Source organism: Mesorhizobium sp. M0166 (assembly GCF_040322255.1).
In the GTDB taxonomy this organism is placed as follows: Bacteria; Pseudomonadota; Alphaproteobacteria; order Rhizobiales; family Rhizobiaceae; genus Mesorhizobium.
The window spans coordinates 78,441-97,220 of record NZ_JAMYTD010000021.1; the positions used below are offsets into that span (position 1 = coordinate 78,441).

General features: G+C 64.3%; 16 protein-coding genes. 5 read left to right on the forward strand and 11 right to left on the reverse strand.

The window, feature by feature from the left end; genetic code table 11:
• Positions 1-89 precede the first annotated feature (89 nt).
• Complete coding sequence (locus NKJ46_RS21970; RefSeq protein WP_352667542.1) at positions 90-2,756, reverse strand: caspase family protein; 2,667 nt, start codon at positions 2,754-2,756, stop codon at positions 90-92.
• Between the two features lie 58 nt (positions 2,757-2,814).
• Positions 2,815-3,384, reverse strand: a complete 570-nt coding sequence (locus tag NKJ46_RS21975) for an NADPH-dependent FMN reductase (RefSeq protein ID WP_352667545.1) — start codon at positions 3,382-3,384, stop codon at positions 2,815-2,817.
• Positions 3,385-3,568: 184 nt separating this feature from the next.
• Here NKJ46_RS21975 and NKJ46_RS21980 point away from each other — a divergent pair, with 184 nt between their 5' ends.
• Entirely contained in the window at positions 3,569-4,942 is a 1,374-nt protein-coding gene (locus NKJ46_RS21980; RefSeq protein WP_352667548.1) for a cytochrome P450, read from the forward strand.
• Positions 4,943-4,964: 22 nt separating this feature from the next.
• Here NKJ46_RS21980 and NKJ46_RS21985 read toward each other — a convergent pair whose 3' ends face one another.
• Positions 4,965-5,939, reverse strand: coding sequence for a complex I NDUFA9 subunit family protein (locus NKJ46_RS21985; RefSeq protein WP_352667550.1), 975 nt, complete (start codon positions 5,937-5,939; stop codon positions 4,965-4,967).
• A gap of 231 nt (positions 5,940-6,170) precedes the next feature.
• Between NKJ46_RS21985 and NKJ46_RS21990 the strand changes: the two genes are divergently transcribed.
• The gene (locus NKJ46_RS21990) at positions 6,171-6,443 is read left to right on the forward strand and encodes a hypothetical protein (RefSeq protein WP_352464468.1); all 273 of its coding nucleotides are present in this window, start codon (positions 6,171-6,173) and stop codon (positions 6,441-6,443) included.
• Between the two features lie 57 nt (positions 6,444-6,500).
• On the opposite strand, the gene NKJ46_RS21995 is transcribed toward NKJ46_RS21990, so the two are convergent.
• The 5 genes from NKJ46_RS21995 to NKJ46_RS22015 form a co-directional block, all read right to left on the reverse strand.
• Positions 6,501-7,502, reverse strand: coding sequence for an Ldh family oxidoreductase (locus NKJ46_RS21995; RefSeq protein ID WP_023676270.1), 1,002 nt, complete (start codon positions 7,500-7,502; stop codon positions 6,501-6,503).
• A gap of 102 nt (positions 7,503-7,604) precedes the next feature.
• On the reverse strand, positions 7,605-8,429 hold the full coding sequence (locus NKJ46_RS22000) for an ABC transporter permease (RefSeq protein ID WP_502903430.1): 825 nt from the start codon (positions 8,427-8,429) through the stop codon (positions 7,605-7,607).
• On the reverse strand, positions 8,429-9,094 hold the full coding sequence (locus NKJ46_RS22005; RefSeq protein ID WP_352667594.1) for an ABC transporter permease: 666 nt from the start codon (positions 9,092-9,094) through the stop codon (positions 8,429-8,431). The genes NKJ46_RS22000 and NKJ46_RS22005 overlap by 1 nt, the downstream gene beginning before the upstream one ends.
• 212 nt (positions 9,095-9,306) lie before the next feature.
• Complete coding sequence (locus NKJ46_RS22010) at positions 9,307-10,101, reverse strand: transporter substrate-binding domain-containing protein (RefSeq protein ID WP_352667553.1); 795 nt, start codon at positions 10,099-10,101, stop codon at positions 9,307-9,309.
• Positions 10,102-10,152: 51 nt separating this feature from the next.
• A complete protein-coding gene (locus tag NKJ46_RS22015; RefSeq protein WP_352667556.1) occupies positions 10,153-10,962 on the reverse strand; it encodes an ABC transporter ATP-binding protein in 810 nt (269 codons plus the stop codon).
• A 217-nt stretch (positions 10,963-11,179) separates the two neighbouring features.
• Here NKJ46_RS22015 and NKJ46_RS22020 point away from each other — a divergent pair, with 217 nt between their 5' ends.
• The 3 genes from NKJ46_RS22020 to NKJ46_RS22030 are packed head-to-tail and all read left to right on the forward strand — an operon-like array spanning position 11,180 to position 14,370.
• Positions 11,180-12,028 carry a dimethylarginine dimethylaminohydrolase family protein gene (locus NKJ46_RS22020; protein WP_352667597.1) on the forward strand — a complete coding sequence of 283 codons (849 nt, stop codon included), beginning with the start codon at positions 11,180-11,182 and terminating at the stop codon, positions 12,026-12,028.
• Positions 12,025-13,605: a 5-guanidino-2-oxopentanoate decarboxylase gene (locus NKJ46_RS22025; RefSeq protein ID WP_352667558.1), complete on the forward strand. Its 1,581-nt coding sequence runs from the start codon at positions 12,025-12,027 to the stop codon at positions 13,603-13,605. Before NKJ46_RS22020 ends, NKJ46_RS22025 begins: the two co-directional genes overlap by 4 nt.
• Before the next feature lie 57 nt (positions 13,606-13,662).
• Entirely contained in the window at positions 13,663-14,370 is a 708-nt protein-coding gene (locus NKJ46_RS22030) for an SDR family NAD(P)-dependent oxidoreductase (RefSeq protein WP_352667561.1), read from the forward strand.
• A 105-nt stretch (positions 14,371-14,475) separates the two neighbouring features.
• Here NKJ46_RS22030 and rpsA read toward each other — a convergent pair whose 3' ends face one another.
• The 3 genes from rpsA to aroA form a co-directional block, all read right to left on the reverse strand.
• Positions 14,476-16,173 (reverse strand): 30S ribosomal protein S1, encoded by a 1,698-nt coding sequence (rpsA, locus tag NKJ46_RS22035; protein WP_023676278.1) that lies wholly within the window; start codon positions 16,171-16,173, stop codon positions 14,476-14,478.
• A gap of 204 nt (positions 16,174-16,377) precedes the next feature.
• Entirely contained in the window at positions 16,378-17,028 is a 651-nt protein-coding gene (gene cmk / locus NKJ46_RS22040; RefSeq protein ID WP_352667564.1) for a (d)CMP kinase, read from the reverse strand.
• 273 nt (positions 17,029-17,301) lie between these two features.
• On the reverse strand, positions 17,302-18,660 hold the full coding sequence (gene aroA / locus NKJ46_RS22045; protein WP_352667567.1) for a 3-phosphoshikimate 1-carboxyvinyltransferase: 1,359 nt from the start codon (positions 18,658-18,660) through the stop codon (positions 17,302-17,304).
• Positions 18,661-18,780: the final 120 nt, after the last annotated feature.

Consider the following 18,780-nt stretch of genomic DNA (forward strand, 5'->3'; position numbering starts at 1 on the left):
CATTTCTAATGTCGTAGATATAGGCGCAAAAGGCGGTTTTTCCAAGGTTTGCAGGCATTTCCGAACGGAATGACCGTGGCGTCGGCCGGCTACTGGCGCTTGGCTTCGATCCTGGCCAGCCGCTCACGCAGGAACTTGACCATGAACTTGTATCGCGGCGCCAGCCGACCGGTCCGGTCGAGCTCGAGCGTCATGTCGAGTGCCTTGGAAAGCACGGCCTTCGGGTCCTTTGCGACTTGGGCGTAGTCGATATAGGCGACCACCAGGTCGCGCTGCCAGGTGGCGTTGTCCGGATCGGACCGGGCAAGTTTCTCACGAATGGCCAGGCTGTCCTGAAGGGCTTGCCGGGCTCCCCTGACGTCGCGCTGCCTGAGGCGCAGCGTGGCGATCTCGGACAGCGTTATCGACAAGTCCCGCTGCCTGTCGGAATTGGCGGGATCGAGCTTCGCCAGCCGCTGCGCAATCGCGTAGCTGTCCAGATAGGCTTTCAGCGCGCCCTTGTGGTCGCCCTGTATAGCCAGGACGCCGGCGACTTTCTCGATGCATACGGACAGGTCGCGCTGCCATTCGGTGTTGTTCGGGTCGCCGGCGGCGAGCGCGCTGGCCCGCGAAAGTGCCTCACGATAAGCCGAAAGTGCCGCCTGCCAATTCTGCTGGTCGCTCAGCGCGTTGCCGATCTTGGCGTTGCCGACCGACAGGTCGCGTTTCAGCTCGGTGTCGTCCGGATCGCGTTTCGCCAGTTGCTTGACGATCGCCAGGCCTTCCTTGTAGGCGGCCAGCGCCCGCGCGGCGTTGCCGCGTTCGCGCAGCAGGTCGCCTATCGTATCATGGCTGACCGAGACGTCACGCTGTCGGTCGGCGTCTCCCGGCTTGTCCGCGGCCAGCGCCAGCCGCACCTTCAGGCTCTCTTCATAGGCCGCCTGTGCGTTGTCCAGTTGGCCTGCGATATGGGCAAGGTGACCGATCTCATCGTAGGTGATGGTCAGCTCGCGCTGCAGTTCGGCACGGTCGGGCTCTCCAGCGGCGAGCTGTTTCTTGATCGACAGGCTTTCCTGGTAGACCTCTGCGGCGCCGGCCAGGTCGCCTTGCGTCGCCAATACGTTGCCGATCTTGTCGTCGGTCATGGCGAGGTCGCCGAACCACTCCAGATTATCCGGTTCTGCCTCGGTCAGGCCCTGCAGAATGGTCTTGGCCGTCTCATAGTTTTGCAGCGCTGTCGGCAGATTGCCTTGTGCCATCCGCACATTGCCGAGCTTGACGTGGCTGACGGCGAAGTCGCGCTTCACGTTGGGATCGGTTTCATGATGCGACCGCCGTTCGAGATCGGCTTGCAGCGCCTCGAAGGCGCGGCCGGCCGCATCGATATTGCCAACCGTGGTATAGAGCTTGCCGAGCTCGTCCAGCGTGCGGATCAAGCGGTCGGCATCGTCGAGCGACAGCACCACCTGTCCGGCTTCGCCATAAAGCGCGAGCACGGACTCATAGTCCTTGATGGCTGTGGCGTAGTCGAGGTCGGCGCGCGCCGCCCCGCCGGACAAATAGCGCGTTGCGGCCTCGGAGAGCGTGCGGCTGACGAAATTGGCCCTCAAAGCGTTGCGAGAGACACTGTCGATCTCGGCTGCCTCGGCGAGCTTTTTCCGGGCGGCATCGAACGCTCCCAGCGAAAGCTGCTCTTCGGCCTGCCGGCGCAACGCCGACACTCTGAGATCGTCGGATCCGAGCGTCTGCATTTCGCTCCGCACCTTGACGAAGGCGTCGGCTGCCTCACGCAGCCTGGCGTTCAGACTGTCCGCAGAGAGGTGGCCGGCATCGGAACTGATCAACGCGCCATAGAGCGGTGCCAGCGGCATGTCGGCGTCGCTGGCGATCTTCTCCACCTCGCCGCGCATCTCGGGCGTCACCTCGGCCATGGCCAGCAACAAGCGTTCGCGTTCCGGCAATTTCTCCTTGGCCGAGGCGGCAAAGAACAGCTGCGGCAGGCCGCTCTCGACATAGGGCAATTGCCTGCCGCGCGAGAGGTCGTAGACCTCCTGCTGCACGAGCGTCAGCACGGAGCGGATCTCGAGACCTTCGGTACCGAGGTATTTCGTCAGCGCCGCGGTAAACGGCGAATTCTGGCCCGTCCCATCCGCGGCGGTCTCGCCGGGCGCCGCCGAGAAGGCAAACAGGATGTTTTCTGCCCGCCCGATGCGGCCAAGACCCGGCCGGACCTTGTCGCTGACCTCTTTTACCAGCGCCGTTGCGCCGCGACCTTCGCCGCCCGTAGCCGCGAATGGATCGCTGCGGCAGGCATCGAGCACGATCAGTCCGACCTTGCTGGTGGCGGCGACGGTCGCGCGAATCTCCTCCAGCGGCAGGCTGGTCCTTTCCAGCGTAGCGAGCGACGACGCGTCTGCATCGACCGGCAGGAGCCGGTTCTCGCCGGCTATCTCGACGCCGTGGCCGGAGAAGAACACCAGTGCCACGTCGGCGCCTTTGGCATCCTCGCGGAAATCGTCGAGCGCCCGGCGCATGCGCCGCAGGTCGCGGTTGGTTTCGAGGAAGACCTCGAAACCAAGCTTCCTCAGCACCGTTTCCATGACCTCGCCGTCATTGACGGGATTGGCGAGCGGCCGGATCAGCCGGTAGTCGTTCTCGGCGATGACCAGCGCAGCCCGCCGCTCCGCTACGGCAGCGGAGGCCGTCGAGAGGATCAGCAGCAAGGCAAACAGAAAACGCAAATCGAACCGCCCCGGCCCGGTCATTTGCCGGAGCATTCCATCTCTTTATGGCATGAGCAAGTTACGGAATCGGCCAGCCGGGTCGTTCGCGTTGTCAGCCGACCCGCATCGGCTTCAGCGCTTCGCTCCAGCGGAACAGCTCGTCCAGCATGGTCCTGGCCCCGCCGAGCACCTGCTCGCTGGGCAGGAAGGCGCCGGTCTCGTCGAGCAGCTTCTGGTACATCGGCAGCGCCACGCCTTCCGGAATCGGCATGACGCCGACGGCGGTCAGCAACGGTTTGACCGCCTGCGCCGCTCGCAAGCCGCCGGAGACACCACCGTAGCTGAGGATGGCGGCCGGCTTGTATCGCCATTCCCTGAGCAGGTAGTCGACCGCGTTGACGATCGCGGGGGCTGCGAAATAGTTGTATTCCGGCGCTACGAAGACGAATGCGTCGGCGGCGTCGATTGCTTTCGACCAGGCTTTCGTGTGGCTGTTTTCGTATTTGGCGAGTCTCGGATGATGCGGCTCGTCCAGCACCGGCAGGTTGAAGGCGGCGATGTCGGTGAGCACCGGCTCGAATTTCCCGTGCTCGCGCGCAAAGCTCTCCAGCCAATTTGCGAAAACCGGCCCGGCGCGGCCCGGCCGCGTGCTGCCGATGATGACGTTCAACTGGTGCTTCAAGGCAGGCTCCCGCCGGTTAGTGGCATCTGTGGTGCTGCCACGTAAGGCACGCGGCCGGACACAGCAAGCAGGCACTTTCCAGTGCCCCGGTCAAATTCCAGCGAGCGGATGCTTCGCCTTGTCGTCCGGTCACATGGACGCCTGCCTTGCCCGCCACTACATTGAGGTGTCAGCGGAGCAAGCCATGGACAGTCAGCCCGTCCCCTTTGTCCCGCCAGCGCCGAAGCCGCGCACCGCGCCGCCCTCGACGCTGGAGATGATCCGCATCGTCTATCGCAATCCGCTCGAACTGTGGGGCGAGCCGACCTACAACGAGCCCTGGATTTCGGTGACCGGCGTCGGTGGGCCGCTGGTCATCGCCAACGATCCGGGCCTCATCCGCCATGTGCTTGTCGATAATGCCAAGAACTACAAGATGGCGACGGTGCGTCAGAAGATATTGCGGCCAATTCTGCGCGATGGCCTGCTGACCGCCGAAGGCGAGGTGTGGAGGCGTTCGCGCAAGGCGATGGCGCCGGTGTTCACGCCGCGCCACATCTTCGGCTTCGCCGAGCCGATGCTGAAACGCACACTCGAATTCGTCACCCGTTACGAGCAAGGTGGCACCTCGGACATCGCCCACGACATGACGCTGCTCACTTTCGACATCCTGGCCGAGACCCTGTTTTCGGGCGAGATATCGGGCGAGCCCGGCAGCTTCGCCAAGGAGATCGACCGCCTGTTCGAGACGATGGGCCGGGTCGATCCGCTCGACCTTTTGCGTGCGCCCGACTGGCTGCCGCGCCTGACCCGCATCCGCGGCCGCAAGACCATGGCCTACTTCCGCAAGATCGTCACCGACACGGTGCGGATGCGCGAGGCGCGGCTGAGGCGCGCTCCGGACACGGTGCCGCAGGATTTTCTCACGCTGCTGTTGAAGGCGGAGGGACCGGGCGGGCTGACCCGGGCCGAGGTCGAGGACAACATCATCACCTTCATCGGCGCCGGCCACGAGACCACGGCCAGGGCGCTCGGCTGGACGCTCTACTGCCTTGCCGAAGCTCCGTGGGAGCGTGAAAAGATCGAGCACGAGATCGATGCCGTGCTGGCGCGTGAGCCCGACCCGACGAAATGGCTCGACGCCATGCCGCTCACCCGCGCCGCCTTCGACGAGGCGCTCAGACTCTATCCGCCGGCGCCGTCGATCAACCGCGAACCGATCGAGCCCGAAACCTGGAACGGCCTCTACATACCGCGACGCGCAGCGGTGCTGGTGATGCCGTGGGTCGTCCACCGCCATCGGAAATTGTGGGACCGGCCGAACGCTTTCATGCCGGAACGCTTCCATCCGGGAAACCGCGAAAAGATCGATCGTTTCCAGTATTTGCCGTTCGGCGCCGGGCCTCGTGTCTGCATCGGCGCCAGCTTCGCCATGCAGGAGGCGATCATTGCGTTGGCGATCATGCTGTCGCGCTACCGTTTCGACGCCACCGCAGAGACCCACCCCTGGCCGGTGCAGAAGCTGACGACGCAGCCGCAAGGCGGGCTTCCGATGCAGGTCACCCGGCGCGCATCGTAAGCAACTGAACGTCCGTTCCGTATTATGCGGCGGACTTGCGTTGGAACTGGCCGGCGGCGCGGTAGCGCCAGAGATAGCTGGGCAGGATGGTTCCGATCGACCGTGGCTGGATTCCGAGGCCGGCGAGCGTCCTGTTGTCCTTGACGGCGGCATCCGACACGACATTGTGCTGGCGCAACAGCAGGACCTGGTCCTTGGTCAACAACGGATTGGGCAGGAGCCCTAGAATTGACGCCTGGAGGTTCGCCAGCCACCATGGCACGGGCAGCAAAAACCGCTTGCGTTCGATGATGACAAGCAGCTCTTGCATGCATTCCTTGAAGGTAAGCACCTGCGGCCCGCCGAGTTCATAGATCCGGCCGCCCTGGACCTTGCCGTCGACCGAGTGCGCCACCGCTTCGGCGACGTCGCCGACATAGACCGGCTGGAATTTCGTCTGCCCGCCGCCGATCAGCGGCAGCACTGGGGAAAAGCGGGCCATGTTGGCAAAGCGGTTGAAGAAACCGTCCTCCGGCCCGAAATTGATCGATGGCCGCAAGATCACGGCGTCCGGGACCGTCTCCAGAACGGCCTTTTCGCCGAGCGCCTTGGTACGCGCGTAGTCCGATTGCGCGTGGAGGTCCGCTCCCAGAGCAGAGATGTGGGTGAGGCCGGCGCCGACGGCGCGTGCCGCTTCGGCAACAGCGCGCGCGCCGAACTCGTGGACGGCAGTGAATTTCTGCCGGCCGGCCTCATGCGCGATCGCCACCAGATTGACGACGTGGTCGGCGCCTTGCACGGCGCGGTCGACCGACCAGCGTACCCGGACATTGGCCTGCACCGGCTGGATCTGCCCGACATTGCCGAGCGGCTGCAGGTGGCCGGCGAGATCGGGCCGACGGCAGGCGACCCGGATGCGGTAGCCGCGCTTGGCCAGCGCCCGCACGACATGACGACCGACAAAGCCGGAGCCGCCGAACACGACGACGAGCTTTGGGGTCTGCAGGATTTCGGTCATGGCTGGCTCCGGCGGGCTATCCAGATGGCTTGATTGAAGCCGTTTCATAGTCGGTTTCGCGCCAAAGGCAAAGGGCGACCATCGGTCGCCCGGCATTGTTGAAGCATGATTTCCGGTATCCGTTCGAAACGGCAGAAAACGCCGCCGACGTAACTCCATTCGGGACAGGAACCTTTGTTCCGGCCGGTGATTTTAGATGTATGGTTTGATTCCGAATGGAGGATATTGCCGATGACGACAAAACGCGTTGCGATCTTCGCTCTGGCTTTCGCAACAGGCTGCAGCATTGGTGCCTCGGCATTCGCGGCAAACCGGCATCACCACCAAGCTCAACCCGAACGCTACGTTCCGGCCAACGGCGACATCATCGACATTCTGTTCGGCGGCCCGCGCTACTATGACAACCACCTGTTCACGACGGCCGCCGAACCCTGCTCCTACAACAGGGTAGGACCGGACGCGAATGCGGCGAACGTCATCAACGATCATTATTGCGGGAAGTAGGCTCGCCCTGCCGGATAGGCCGGCCTCCTCAACCGCTTACCGGACAAACGAATTTCTTCAGGACGAATAGCGCGCGGCGAATTCGGAAATGCGTTGCACAACGGCTTTCGGCGCGCTTATGCCGCGCGCCGCCGCCTTCTCCGCGGCCTCGGCCCGGGCACGCCCCGGCACATGCACGCCATAGCGCCGCCGCAGCCGGTCGAGCTGATCCTTCATCCGCTTTTCGAAGTCCGGATCGAGCAGCTTTGGCTCGACGGCGAGCACGAACAGGCCGGTCCCCGGACTGTCCGGCCCGCCGCTGAACCACGGCGCATCGAGCGACCAATTGGCACCAGATAGGCCTGCAGCCAGCACCTCGACCATCAGCGCGATGTTGGCGCCGCGCTGGCCGCCGAAGGCAAGCATGGCGCCTTTCATGGCGGCTGCCGGGTCCGTGGTCGGATTGCCGCTGGCATCCAGTGCCCAGCCTTCGGGTATCTTCTTGCCGTCCTCGGCCGCCTTGCGGATGTTGACGAAGGCGGTGGCGCTCGAAGACTGGTCGATGACCAGCGCCGCCCCGTCCGCGGCGGGTGCCGCAAAGGACATCGGGTTGGTGCAGTAGACCGGCTTGACCGAACCCGAGCCGGCAAGCACGGCCGGGCCGTTGGTGGCGGCGAACGACACCAATCCCTGCGCGGCCAGCCGTCCGGTGAAATAGCCGAGCGCGCCGCACGTATAGGCATTCTTCTGCGAAAAGATAGCGACGCCGAACAGCCGCGCCGCCTTGGCGAGGTCATCGATCGTGCGGTCGAAACCGGTATGCGCTAAGCCGCCGCGCGCATCGGAGAGATAGACCGCGAGCGCCGGCCTGGTGATCACCGGATCGGCGTTGCCGTCGATACGGCCGGCCTCCAGCGCTTCGAGATAATCGATGAAGTGCGACAGCCCGACGGTCGACAGTCCTTCCGCCTCGGCCGCGACGATCGAGGCAGCCAGCGACTGCGCCGCCTCTTCGTTGGCGCCAGCGCCAAGTGCGGCCATCCGGCACAGCCCTGTCGCCTGGTCGAGACTGAGTTGCATTGTGCTTGCCATGATATCTGAGGGAATGGTGAGTGGGACTTAGCCGGCACCACTACGGGCTACTCACCACTGACTATTCACCATTCACTATTCACCATTCACCTAACCAATCTTGTTCGGAATCCGCGCCTCGATCTTGCCCAGGGTGAAGACGAGGATGCCGGTGATCGCCATATAGATCAACGCCAGGAGCAGCAAGGGTTCATAGGTGAGGTAGGTATCCTGACGCACCTTTGAAGAGACGGCGAATATGTCGATCACGCTGATGGTCGCCACCAGCGGCGTCGATTTCAGCTGCAGCACCGTTTCGCCCGTCAGTGTCGGCAGTGCACGGTAGAAGGCCTGTGGCAGCCAGATTCGCTGGAAAATCCTCCAGCGGCTCATGCCGAAGGCGCGGGCGGCTTCCAACTGGCCCTTCGGCACGCCGGCAAAAGCGCCTCGCATCACCTCGCCCTCATAACCGGCGAAGGACAGCGTCAGCCCGAAGACGCCATAGGGCCATGCTTGCCTCAGATAGGGCCACATCCAGGACTCGCGAATCCATGGATATTGTGGAAACAGCGAGCCCAGCCCGTAATAGAGCAACCAGAGCTGCAGCAGCAGCGGCGTCCCTCTGATGACGGTGCAGAAGACCTTGGCCGGTGCCGCGAACCAGAACGAGCCCGCGGCCTGCGCCAGCCCGAGCGGCACGGCGAGCAGGAAGCCAAGCGCGCAGGTGACGGCAAGAATCCACAGCGCGCGCCAGATGCCGAGCAATCCCATCCCGTAATATTTCGGCAGCCAGTCCCAGCGCATGAAGACAGCCGCCGCCAAAACCAGTCCCAGCGCGATCAGGATCAGCACGATACGATGCGGCTTCAGCCACAGCGAAGCGCGTGCGGCTATCTCGATGGCCGCCGCTTCGCCAGTCATCGCCGGGTCAGCCATCACCGGGCCTCCTTGAGCGACGGCATGCCGCGGCGGGCCCATGTCTCGATACGGCCGATGATCAGATTCGAAACCAGCGTCAACAGAAGGTAGATCGCGCCGGCGGCGATAAAGAATGTCAGATAGGCTTTGGTTACGCCGGCCGCCTGCCGTGTCGCCAATGTCAGTTCGAAAAAGCCGACGACCGCCAGCAGGGCGGTGTCCTTAGTGGCGATCAGCCAGAGATTGGCAAGGCCGGGTATGGCGAACGGCAGCATCGCCGGCAGCGTGATGCGCCGCAGCAGCAGGCCGGGAGACATGCCATAGGCGCGCGCGGCTTCGATCTGGCCCTGCGGAATGGCGAGGATCGCGCCGCGGATCACCTCGGTCGAATAGGCGCCCTGGACGAAGCCGAGCACGGCAATGCCGGCCGCCAACCCGCTAATGTCCATGCGCTGATAGCCCATTGCCGTCAGCATCTGATTGATCAGGTCGGTGCCGGCGTAATAGAGCAGAAGGATCAGCACCAGCTCCGGCACGGCGCGCACGACTGTCGTATAGACTGCCAGGAGATCGCGCACCACCGGACCACCATACAGCTTGCCGGAGGCGCCGCCGATGCCGATCAAAAGGCCCAGACAGGTGGCGCCGACCGCGATCTCGATCGTATGGAGCAGCCCGACGATGAGCGTTCCACCCCAGCCCGGCGGCACGGGCGAGAGAAGCGCGATGGCAGAGGCGGCCCAAGCCGGAACAAATGCGTCGATCAGCGTCGCCCTCGAATTGCTGGCGCTAAAACCGCCGGCGATTTCCGCCCGCGGCAGCTCGCGTCGATGGATTTCGACCAACCACGCGGGTCTATCGGGGCCGCGTGGTTAATCGCTCATGGATGAGGCCGTCAGTTCGACTGCGTGTCGGAGCCGTAAATATCAAAGTCGAAGTACTTCTTCGAAATCTCGTCATATTTGCCGTTGGCGCGGATGGCCTTGATTCCGGCGTTGATCTTTTCCTTCAACTCGGTGTCTTCCTTGCGGACGCCGGCGCCGACGCCGGGCCCGAGAATCGCCAGATCCGGCGCTACCATGCCTTTCAGATCGCAGCATTGCTTGCCCTGGTCCGATTTCAGGAAGGCATCGAGGGCGATGGAATCGGCCTGCACCGCGTCGACCCGGCCGGCGGCAAGATCCTGGTTGGCCTCGTCCTGGGTCTGGTATTCCTTGATTTCCGCCGCGTCGGCGAAGTGCTTCTTGGCGTAGTCGGCGTGTACGGTCGAGACCTGGACGCCGATGATCTTGCCCTTGAGGTCCTCCGGTGTCGAGCCGAACTTCTGGTCCTTCGGCCCGATGATCGCGGTCGGGGTGTTGTAATATTTGTCGGAGAAGTCGATCGTCTTCTTGCGTTCGTCGGTGATCGACATCGAGCTGGCGATGACGTCGATCTTCTTGGTCGTCAACGCCGGGATGATGCCGTCCCAGGCGACCGGCGTGATGACGCAGTCGAGCTTCTCCTCGGCGCAGACAGCGTCGATGAATTCGATTTCCCAACCGACCCATTTGCCGGACGCATCCGGCGATGTGAACGGCGGGTAGGGCTCGGCAGCGACACCGATCTTGACCGGATCGGCCTTGGCCACGCCCATGGCGGCAACGCCAAGCAGCAGCGCTGCGGCAAAGGTCTCGAGAATAATCTTCATCGTCATGACTCCCAGTTTTGTTGTTGTTCCCGGTTTTCGTCCGCCCACGGTTTAACGGATGTTGCGGATGAACTGCTTCAGCCTTTCGGATTTTGGTGCGCCGAAGATCTGTTCCGGCGGCCCTTCTTCCTCGACCAGCCCGTTATGGAGGTAGACGACATGCGTCGCGACCTCGCGGGCAAACTTCATCTCATGGGTGACCAGCACCATGGTGCGGCCTTCGCGCGCCAGGTCGCCGATCACCTTCAGCACCTCGCCGACCAGCTCCGGGTCGAGCGCCGAGGTCGGCTCATCGAACAGCATGACGCGCGGATTGATGGCCAGCGCCCTGGCAATCGCGGCGCGCTGCTGTTGGCCGCCCGACAGATAGGCGGGATAGACGTCGCGTTTTTCGGCCAGGCCGACGCGGGCGAGCAATTTCTCCGCCTCGCCGATCGCCACATCGCGCTTGACGCCGAGCACATGCACGGGAACCTCGATGACGTTCTCGATCAACGTCATGTGACTCCACAGATTGAAGTTCTGGAAGACCATGCCGAGTTTGGAGCGGATGCGTTCGATCTGCTTGCGGTCGGCGGGCACGGTGTGGCCGTAGCTGTCGGCCTTCAGCTTTATCTCTTCGCCATTGACCCGGATGATGCCGCTGGTCGGGTTCTCCAGGCAGTTGATGCAGCGCAGCAGCGTCGATTTGCCCGAGCCGCTGCCGCCGATGATGGCGATCACCTCGCCATCGCGCGCCGACAGTGAAACGCCCTTCAATACATGCAGCTTGCCGAAATTCTTGTGCAGGTTCTCGACGTGGATGGCTTCGGCAGCGCCGTTCTGCGCCATATGCTTCAGGGCGGTGGCCGGCGCTGTCATCGTCGCGGCGCCCCGCGGAGCAGCCGAGGCAGTCCTTGCTGGAATTTTTTACCCATTACCCGTCACTGGACAGCGTTCCGATTCTCAAGATGGACCGTTCCGCTTGCCTCCGTCAACCGCAGTTTTTGGACCATTGATCACCGCCTGCCGAGTGGCTATTGGCAGGAGGGACGCGTTTCAGGAGAATTTAGTGGGCAAAGCATACGGGTCGCAGTCGATGGCCGGGACGCTGCAGCGCGTGCTGATGCGCTCCGCCGCCAGCGCCATGCGTCGGGCCGAAGCGGCGGAGTGGCACTATGGCCCCGGCTTCGATCCGCAAAAAGCGGCGGCCCAGCATGAAGCGCTGGCCAGGCTGATTTCTGTCTCAGGCGCCGAAATCGAATGGCTGAGCGACGCCGATGACGGACTTGCCGATTCGGTCTTCACCCACGATCCCTCGCTGATGACCGACCACGGCGCGGTCATCCTCGCCATGGGCAAGGCGCTGCGCCGGCCCGAGCCCGGCCTGCACGAGGCAGCCTATGGGCGCATGGGCATCCCCGTCCTCGGCCGAATCGAGGCTCCCGGCCAGGTCGAGGGCGGCGATTGCGTGTGGGTGGATGCAAACACGCTGGCCGTCGGCCGCGGCGTGCGCACCAATCAGCACGGCATCCAGCAGCTCTCCAACCTGCTTTCACCCAAGGGCATCCAGGTCTATGGCTTCGACCTGCCGCTCTGGCAAGGCGAGGAGGCCTGCCTGCATCTGATGTCGGTGATCAGCCCGCTCGCCGACGATCTGGCGCTGGTCTATGCGCCGCTCCTGCCGGTCGCCTTCCACCAGATGCTGCGCGAACGCGGCATTCGGCTGGTCGAGGGCGATGCCGACGAATTCTTCGCCTCGAATGGGCTCAGCCTGAACGTGCTGCCGACCGCGCCGCGCCAGGTTATCGCCGTTGCCGGTTTTGCGAAGACGGCGGCTGCCATGCAGGCCGCTGGCTGTACGGTCTCGACATTCGAGGCCGATGCACTGTGCATTGCCTGCGAGGGCGGCCCGACCTGCCTCACACGCCCGGTGTTAAGACAATGACGACCATCGGCGAAGCGCTCATCACCTTGCTCGAAGCGCACGGCGTCGACATCGTCTTCGGCATTCCCGGCGTACATACGGTCGAGCTCTATCGCGGGCTGGCGCGATCGAAGATCCGTCACGTCACGCCGCGCCACGAGCAGGGCGCCGGCTTCATGGCTGACGGTTATGCGCGCGCCAGCGGCAGGCCGGGCGTCGCCTTCGTCATCACCGGGCCGGGGCTGACCAACACCATCACCGCCATGGGCCAGGCGCGCGCCGATTCGGTGCCGATGCTGGTAATCTCGGGCGTCAACGCCACACCGACGCTGGGCAAAGGCCTTGGCCATCTGCATGAACTGCCGGACCAGCGCGGCATGATGGAGAAGGTGGCGCTGTTTTCGCACCGTGTCACCGAGGCCGGCGAACTGCCCGGCGTGCTCGCCCGCGCCTTTGCGCTGTTCTCATCCTCGCGTCCGGGTCCGGTGCATATCGAGATTCCGACCGATGTCATGACCATGCCGGCCAACGGCATCGTGCCGCTGCTGCGGAATTCAGCGCCGCCCGGGCCGGATGCGGCGGCGATTGCAGAGGCGGCAAGGCTGTGCGCGTCTGCCCGACGGCCGCTTATCCTGGCCGGTGGCGGCGCCAAAGCTGCCGAAGCGCCGTTGCAGCGCCTGGCCGAGAGGTTGCGCGCGCCGGTCGTCCAGACCGCCAATGCGCGCGGCCTGCTCTATCGCCATCCGCTTGGCGTGCCGGCCAGCCCCGGCCTGAAGGCGGTGCGTGCGCTGATCGCCGATGCCGACCTGGTGATCGCAGCCGGCACCGAATTCGGTCCGACCGACTATGACGGCTATGGCGACGGCGGTTTTGTCCTGCCCGTCAATCTGATCCGCATCGACATTGGCGCCGACCAGCTTGCCCGCCGGCCTGCGCGGATTTCGATCCAGGCCGATTGCGGTGCAGCGCTCGAAGCGCTGCATGCCGAACTCGGCACGGGCCAGGCGCAATCAGGCGACGGCGCCGCTCGCGCCGCCGCGACGCGGCAAGCGGCCTTTGCCGAGATCGGCCCGGCTATGCAGGCGCAATTGCGCGCCGTCGAGACGATCCGTGATGCGCTGCCTGGCGCGATCATCGTCGGCGATTCGACCCAGCCGGTCTACGCCGCCAACCTCTACTACGATCACGACCGGCCGGGCGGCTGGTTCAACGCCGCCACCGGCTTCGGCGCGCTCGGCTATGGCCCGCCGGCGGCGATCGGTGCCGCCCTTGCCAGGCCTGAGGCGCCAGTCGTTTGCCTCACCGGCGACGGCGGCTTCCAGTTCACCCTGCCGGAACTGGGCGCCGCGCTCGACGCGGCGGCGCCGGTGATCTTCACCGTGTGGAACAATCGCGGCTACCGTGAGATCGAAACCTCGATGCTCGACGTCGGCGTCGAGCCGGTCGGCGTCTCGCCGGCACCGCCGGATTTCTGCAAATTGGCCGAAGCCTACGGCATTGCCGCCGAGCGGATTTCCGGCACCGGCGGCTTGGCGGACGCGCTACGGCGCGCGCGGGCGACTGGACGACCTTACGTCATCGAGATTTCGGTTGAGTGATCGCGCGAAAGGCGCGACCTTCCGCATCGGCGGCGCGCAATGACGGAGCGGTCGAATATGACGGAAACACTGGACGGCAGACATATCGTGGTGACCGGCGGCACCGGTGCCCTTGGCGGCGCGGTCGTAGGAAAACTGCTGGAGCAGGGCGCCATCTGCCATGTGCCCAACGCCCACGCTGCCGCGCCTGCGCATTTCCCCTTCCCGGCGCATGACCGCGTCAGGCTGGCGCATAATGTCGACCTCGCCGACCCTGCCAAGGTCGACGCCTTCTATGCCAGCGTTCCAGATTTATGGGCATCGGTGCATCTTGCCGGCGGCTTCACCGCCGCGCCGGTCGAGAAGATCGAGCCCGCCTCCTTCGCCGAGATGATGGACACCAACGCCCGCACCACCTTCCTGTGCTGCCGCGCGGCGATACGCTCGATGCTGGAATCTTCCGTGCCGGGCCGCATCGTCAATGTCACCGCGCGAGCCGGGCTCGATCCGCGGCGCGGCTCCGGCAAGGTGGCCTACGCTGCCGCCAAGGCGGCGGTCGCCGCGATGACCGTGGCGATCGCCGAAGAGCTGAAGGGCAACGGCATCCTGGTCAACGCCGTGGCGCCCTCGACGCTCGACACGCCGGCCAACCGGGCTGACATGCCGAACGCAGATTTCAGCAGATGGGTCAGCCTTGAAGCGGCGGCCGAGGCCATTGCCTACCTTGCCTCGCCGGCCAACATGGCCATCAGCGGCACGCTGGTGCCACTTTACGGCCGGGCCTGAGCCTGCGGTCCGTCACAAGCAAAAAGTCACAAGCAAAAGCCCCGCCGGATCGTTCCGGCGGGGCTTTTTGTTTCGTTTATAACCCGCGCGAGGCGCGGTGTTGGCTTAGCTGCCCTGCTTCTTCAGCGCGGCACCCAAAATATCGCCCAGCGAAGCGCCGGAGTCGGTCGAACCGTATTGGGCGACCGCTTCTTTCTCTTCGGCGATTTCCAGCGCCTTGATCGAGACCTGCAGCTTGCGGGTCTTCTTGTCGAAGGCGATGACGCGGGCGTCGACCTTCTGGCCGACGGTGAAGCGCTCCGGGCGCTGCTCGTCGCGGTCACGGCTGAGGTCGGAGCGCTTGATGAAGGTCTCGATGCCGCTGTCGACCAGCCGCACTTCAAGACCGCCATCCTTCACGCCGATAACCTCGCAGGTGACGACTGCGTTCTTGCGCAGTTCGCCTGACGTCGCGGCTTCGCCGACCGTGTCCTTTGCCAGCTGCTTGATGCCGAGCGAGATGCGCTCCTTGTCGATGTCGACGTCGAGCACCTGCGCCTTGACCATGTCGCCGCGATTGTACTCCTCGATCACCTGCTCGCCCGGACGGGTCCAGTCGAGGTCGGAAAGGTGGACCATGCCGTCGACGTCGCCTTCGAGGCCGATGAACAGGCCGAACTCGGTCTTGTTCTTGACCTCGCCCTCAACCTGGCTGCCGACCGGATGGCTGCGCGCGAAGGCCTCCCACGGGTTCTCCAGCGTCTGCTTGAGGCCGAGCGAGATACGGCGCTTGGCCGGATCGACTTCGAGCACCACAACGTCGACTTCCTGCGTCGTCGACAGGATCTTGCCGGGATGCACGTTCTTCTTGGTCCACGACATTTCCGAAACGTGGATGAGGCCTTCGATGCCCGGCTCCAGCTCGACGAATGCGCCGTAGTCGGTGATGTTGGTGACGGTACCCTTGATCTTCTTGCCGATCGGGAACTTGGTGCCGATCTCGGACCACGGATCGCTCTCGAGCTGCTTCATGCCGAGCGAGATGCGGTGGGTTTCCTGGTTGATGCGGATGATCTGCACCTTGACCGTCTGGCCGATATTGAGGATTTCGGTCGGATGGTTGACGCGGCGCCATGCCATGTCGGTGACGTGCAGCAGGCCGTCGATGCCGCCGAGGTCGACGAACGCACCATAGTCGGTGATGTTCTTGACGACGCCTTCGACCACCTGGCCTTCTTCGAGGTTCTGCACGATTTCCGAACGCTGTTCGGCGCGGCTTTCCTCGAGCACGGTGCGGCGCGACACCACAATGTTGCCGCGGCGGCGATCCATCTTGAGGATCTCGAAGGGCTGCGGGTTGTGCATCAGCGGCGAGACGTCGCGGATCGGGCGGATGTCGACCTGGCTGCGCGGCAGGAAAGCCACGGCACCGTCGAGGTCGACGGTGAAGCCGCCCTTGACCTGGTTGAAGATGACGCCTTCGACGCGCTCGCCCTTGGTGAACTTCTCTTCGAGACGGACCCAGCTCTCTTCGCGGCGGGCCTTTTCACGCGACAGCATGGCTTCGCCAAGCGCGTTCTCGATACGCTCGACATAGACCTCGACCGTGTCGCCCACCTTGAGCGTCGTGTCCTTGCCCTTGACGCCGAATTCCTTCAGCGGCACGCGACCTTCGACCTTGAGGCCGACGTCGATGATGGCCATGTCCTTTTCAATGGCGGTGATGATGCCCTTGACGACCTGGCCTTCGCCGGAATGGCCGGCGGAAAATGATTCTTCGAGCAGGCTCGCGAAATCATCGCGAGTGGGATTTGCAACTGACATAGTTTCTCCTGGAATGCCCCGCAATCTGTCGCGGGGCGGGCGCCGTGGGTTAGCGTTGCGTTGGCCTGCCGGCGTTCCGGGCAAAAAGCCCTTGGCCGCCCTCGAGCGGCAATTCCGGCGCATGAAGAATGCTGGCAGGCTGGTTCACGCCCAATATGGGAATTCTTTTGTCGCCGGCAATCGGCGGCGGCAGGAAAACCCGGCTCAGGCTTCGTTTCTCTTGGCCAGGACATCGTCGATGATCGCCTGAGTTGCCAGAAACGCGGCTTCTATAGCCATTTCCGACGTGTCGAGCAAGTGCGCATCGGCGGCCGGCTTCAAGGGCGAGTCCATGCGGCCCATGTCGCGCTCGTCGCGGCGCACGATATCGGCAAGGATTTCATCGAAATTGGCAGTGCCGCCGATGCTCTCGATTTCATCCAGTCGCCGCTTTGCACGCACCTCGGCGCTGGCCGTGACATAGAGTTTTACGTCGGCATCGGGACACACAACAGTGCCGATGTCGCGGCCGTCGAGCACCGCACCCGGCGGGGTTTTTGCAAAGTCGCGCTGCTTTTCCACCAGGATGCGCCGCACGGTTGGGAACACAGCGACTTTCGAGGCCGCCTCGCCGACCGCGTGTGCCGAAAGCACGGCGCGGTCGAGCTTTGCCAGATCGACCTGGCGAGCCGCCGTTTCAGCGGCCGAGACATTGTCGAGTGGCAGGCCGAGCCGGAGCAGCGCATGCGCCACCGCGCGATAGGTAAGGCCGGTGTCGAGCAGGTTCAGCCGGTAGTGATCGGCCAGCCGCCGGGCAAGAGTGCCTTTGCCAGCACCGGCAGGTCCGTCGATGGCGATGGTGAAGGTTGGGCTCATTGGCCGCCCACCGGAATCGAAAAGCGCAATGATCCAGATAGGCGTGGCGATCCTTCGCGCCCCCCTCTGTCCTGCCGGACATCTCCCCCACTTGGGGGGAGATCGGCGGCCATCGCGGCTTTCGCCAATTGTCTACGTCGCAGGATTGAGCGGAGCGCCGAAGCTGCCAATCTCCCTCCTTGTGGGGGAGATGTCCGGCAGGACAGAGGGCGGCGCTGTCCCGCCGACGTTCCAGTTTGGCCCCAACCCCCAAGGCTATTGATTGCCATCAAGCTACTCGATCTCCGCGCCGAGCCCCTTCATCAGCCCCATGAACTCCGGAAAGCTTGTTGCGATCATTGCCTGGTCGTCGATGGTCACCGGCTTTTCCGTCGCCAGCCCCATCACCAGGAAGCTCATGGCGATGCGGTGGTCGAGGTGGGTCTGGACGATGGTGCCCTGTACGTTGGGATGCTGGCCGAGGCCCTTGCCGCCGAGTTTTCCGCGCACGACAAGCGAGGCCTCGCCTTCGCTACAGTCCACGCCGTTGAGCTTCAGCCCTTCGGCCACTGCCGACAGCCGGTCGGATTCCTTCACGCGCAGCTCTTCCAGCCCGAGCATCAGCGTTTCGCCCTCGGCGAAGCTGGCCGCCACGGCGAGCACCGGATATTCGTCGATCATCGTCGGCGCCCGTTCGGGCGGTACGGTGACGCCTTTCAGCTCGGAGTAACGCACGCGCAGGTCGGCGACGTCTTCGCCGCCTTCATTGCGGCGTTCGAGAATGTCGATCCGGGCGCCCATTTCCTGCAGCGTCAGCAGAAGGCCTGTGCGGGTCGGGTTCATCAGCACGTTTTCGATGGTGATGTCCGAGCCCGGCACGATCAGTGCCGCCACCAGCGGAAAGCCGGCCGAGGAGGGGTCGCCAGGCACCGCGATGGTCTGGCCGGTGAGCTTGCCCTGGCCTTCGATGAAAATGTGGCGCACGCCGCGCTCGTCGGTCTCGACCGACAGATTGGCGCCGAACCCCTTGAGCATCTTTTCGGTGTGGTCGCGCGTCATCACCGGTTCGATGACGGTGGTGATGCCCGGCGTGTTCAGCCCGGCCAGCAGCACCGCCGATTTGACCTGCGCCGAGGCCATCGGCACGCGGTAGGTGATCGGTGCGGCGTGCTTGGGTCCGTGCAGCGTGATCGGCATGCGGTCGCCGGGCGTCGCCCTCAGCACCTGCACGCCCATCTGGCGGAGTGGTTCCAGCACGCGGCCCATTGGCCGGCCGGACAGCGAGGCGTCGCCGATGAAGGTGGTTTCCATGTCATAGGTGCCGACCAGGCCCATGGTGAGGCGTGAGCCCGTACCGGCATTGCCGAAATCGAGCGGGCCTTCCGGCTGCAGCAGCGCGCCATTGCCGGTGCCGCGGATCACCCACTCAGCGCCATGCTTCTCGATATGGGCGCCCATGGCCTTCATGGCAGCGCCCGTACGCATTACGTCCTCGCCTTCCAGCAGCCCGGTGATGCGGGTTTCGCCGGAGGCCAGGCCCCCGAACATGAACGAGCGGTGCGAGATCGACTTGTCGCCCGGCACCCGTGCCGCGCCTGAAAGGCCAGATGATTTGCGGGCGGTGGCCTGCTTCGGGGCGGCAGTGTGCGACATGGTTCTTTCCTGGAAATGCCGGCGATCGGCCATTTTCTGCTGGTTTGCGGGGTCTCCTATCATGGCGTACCGAAATGGTCATCCCCTTGGTATGAAGGCCTTCGAATTCAAGCTTTTTGA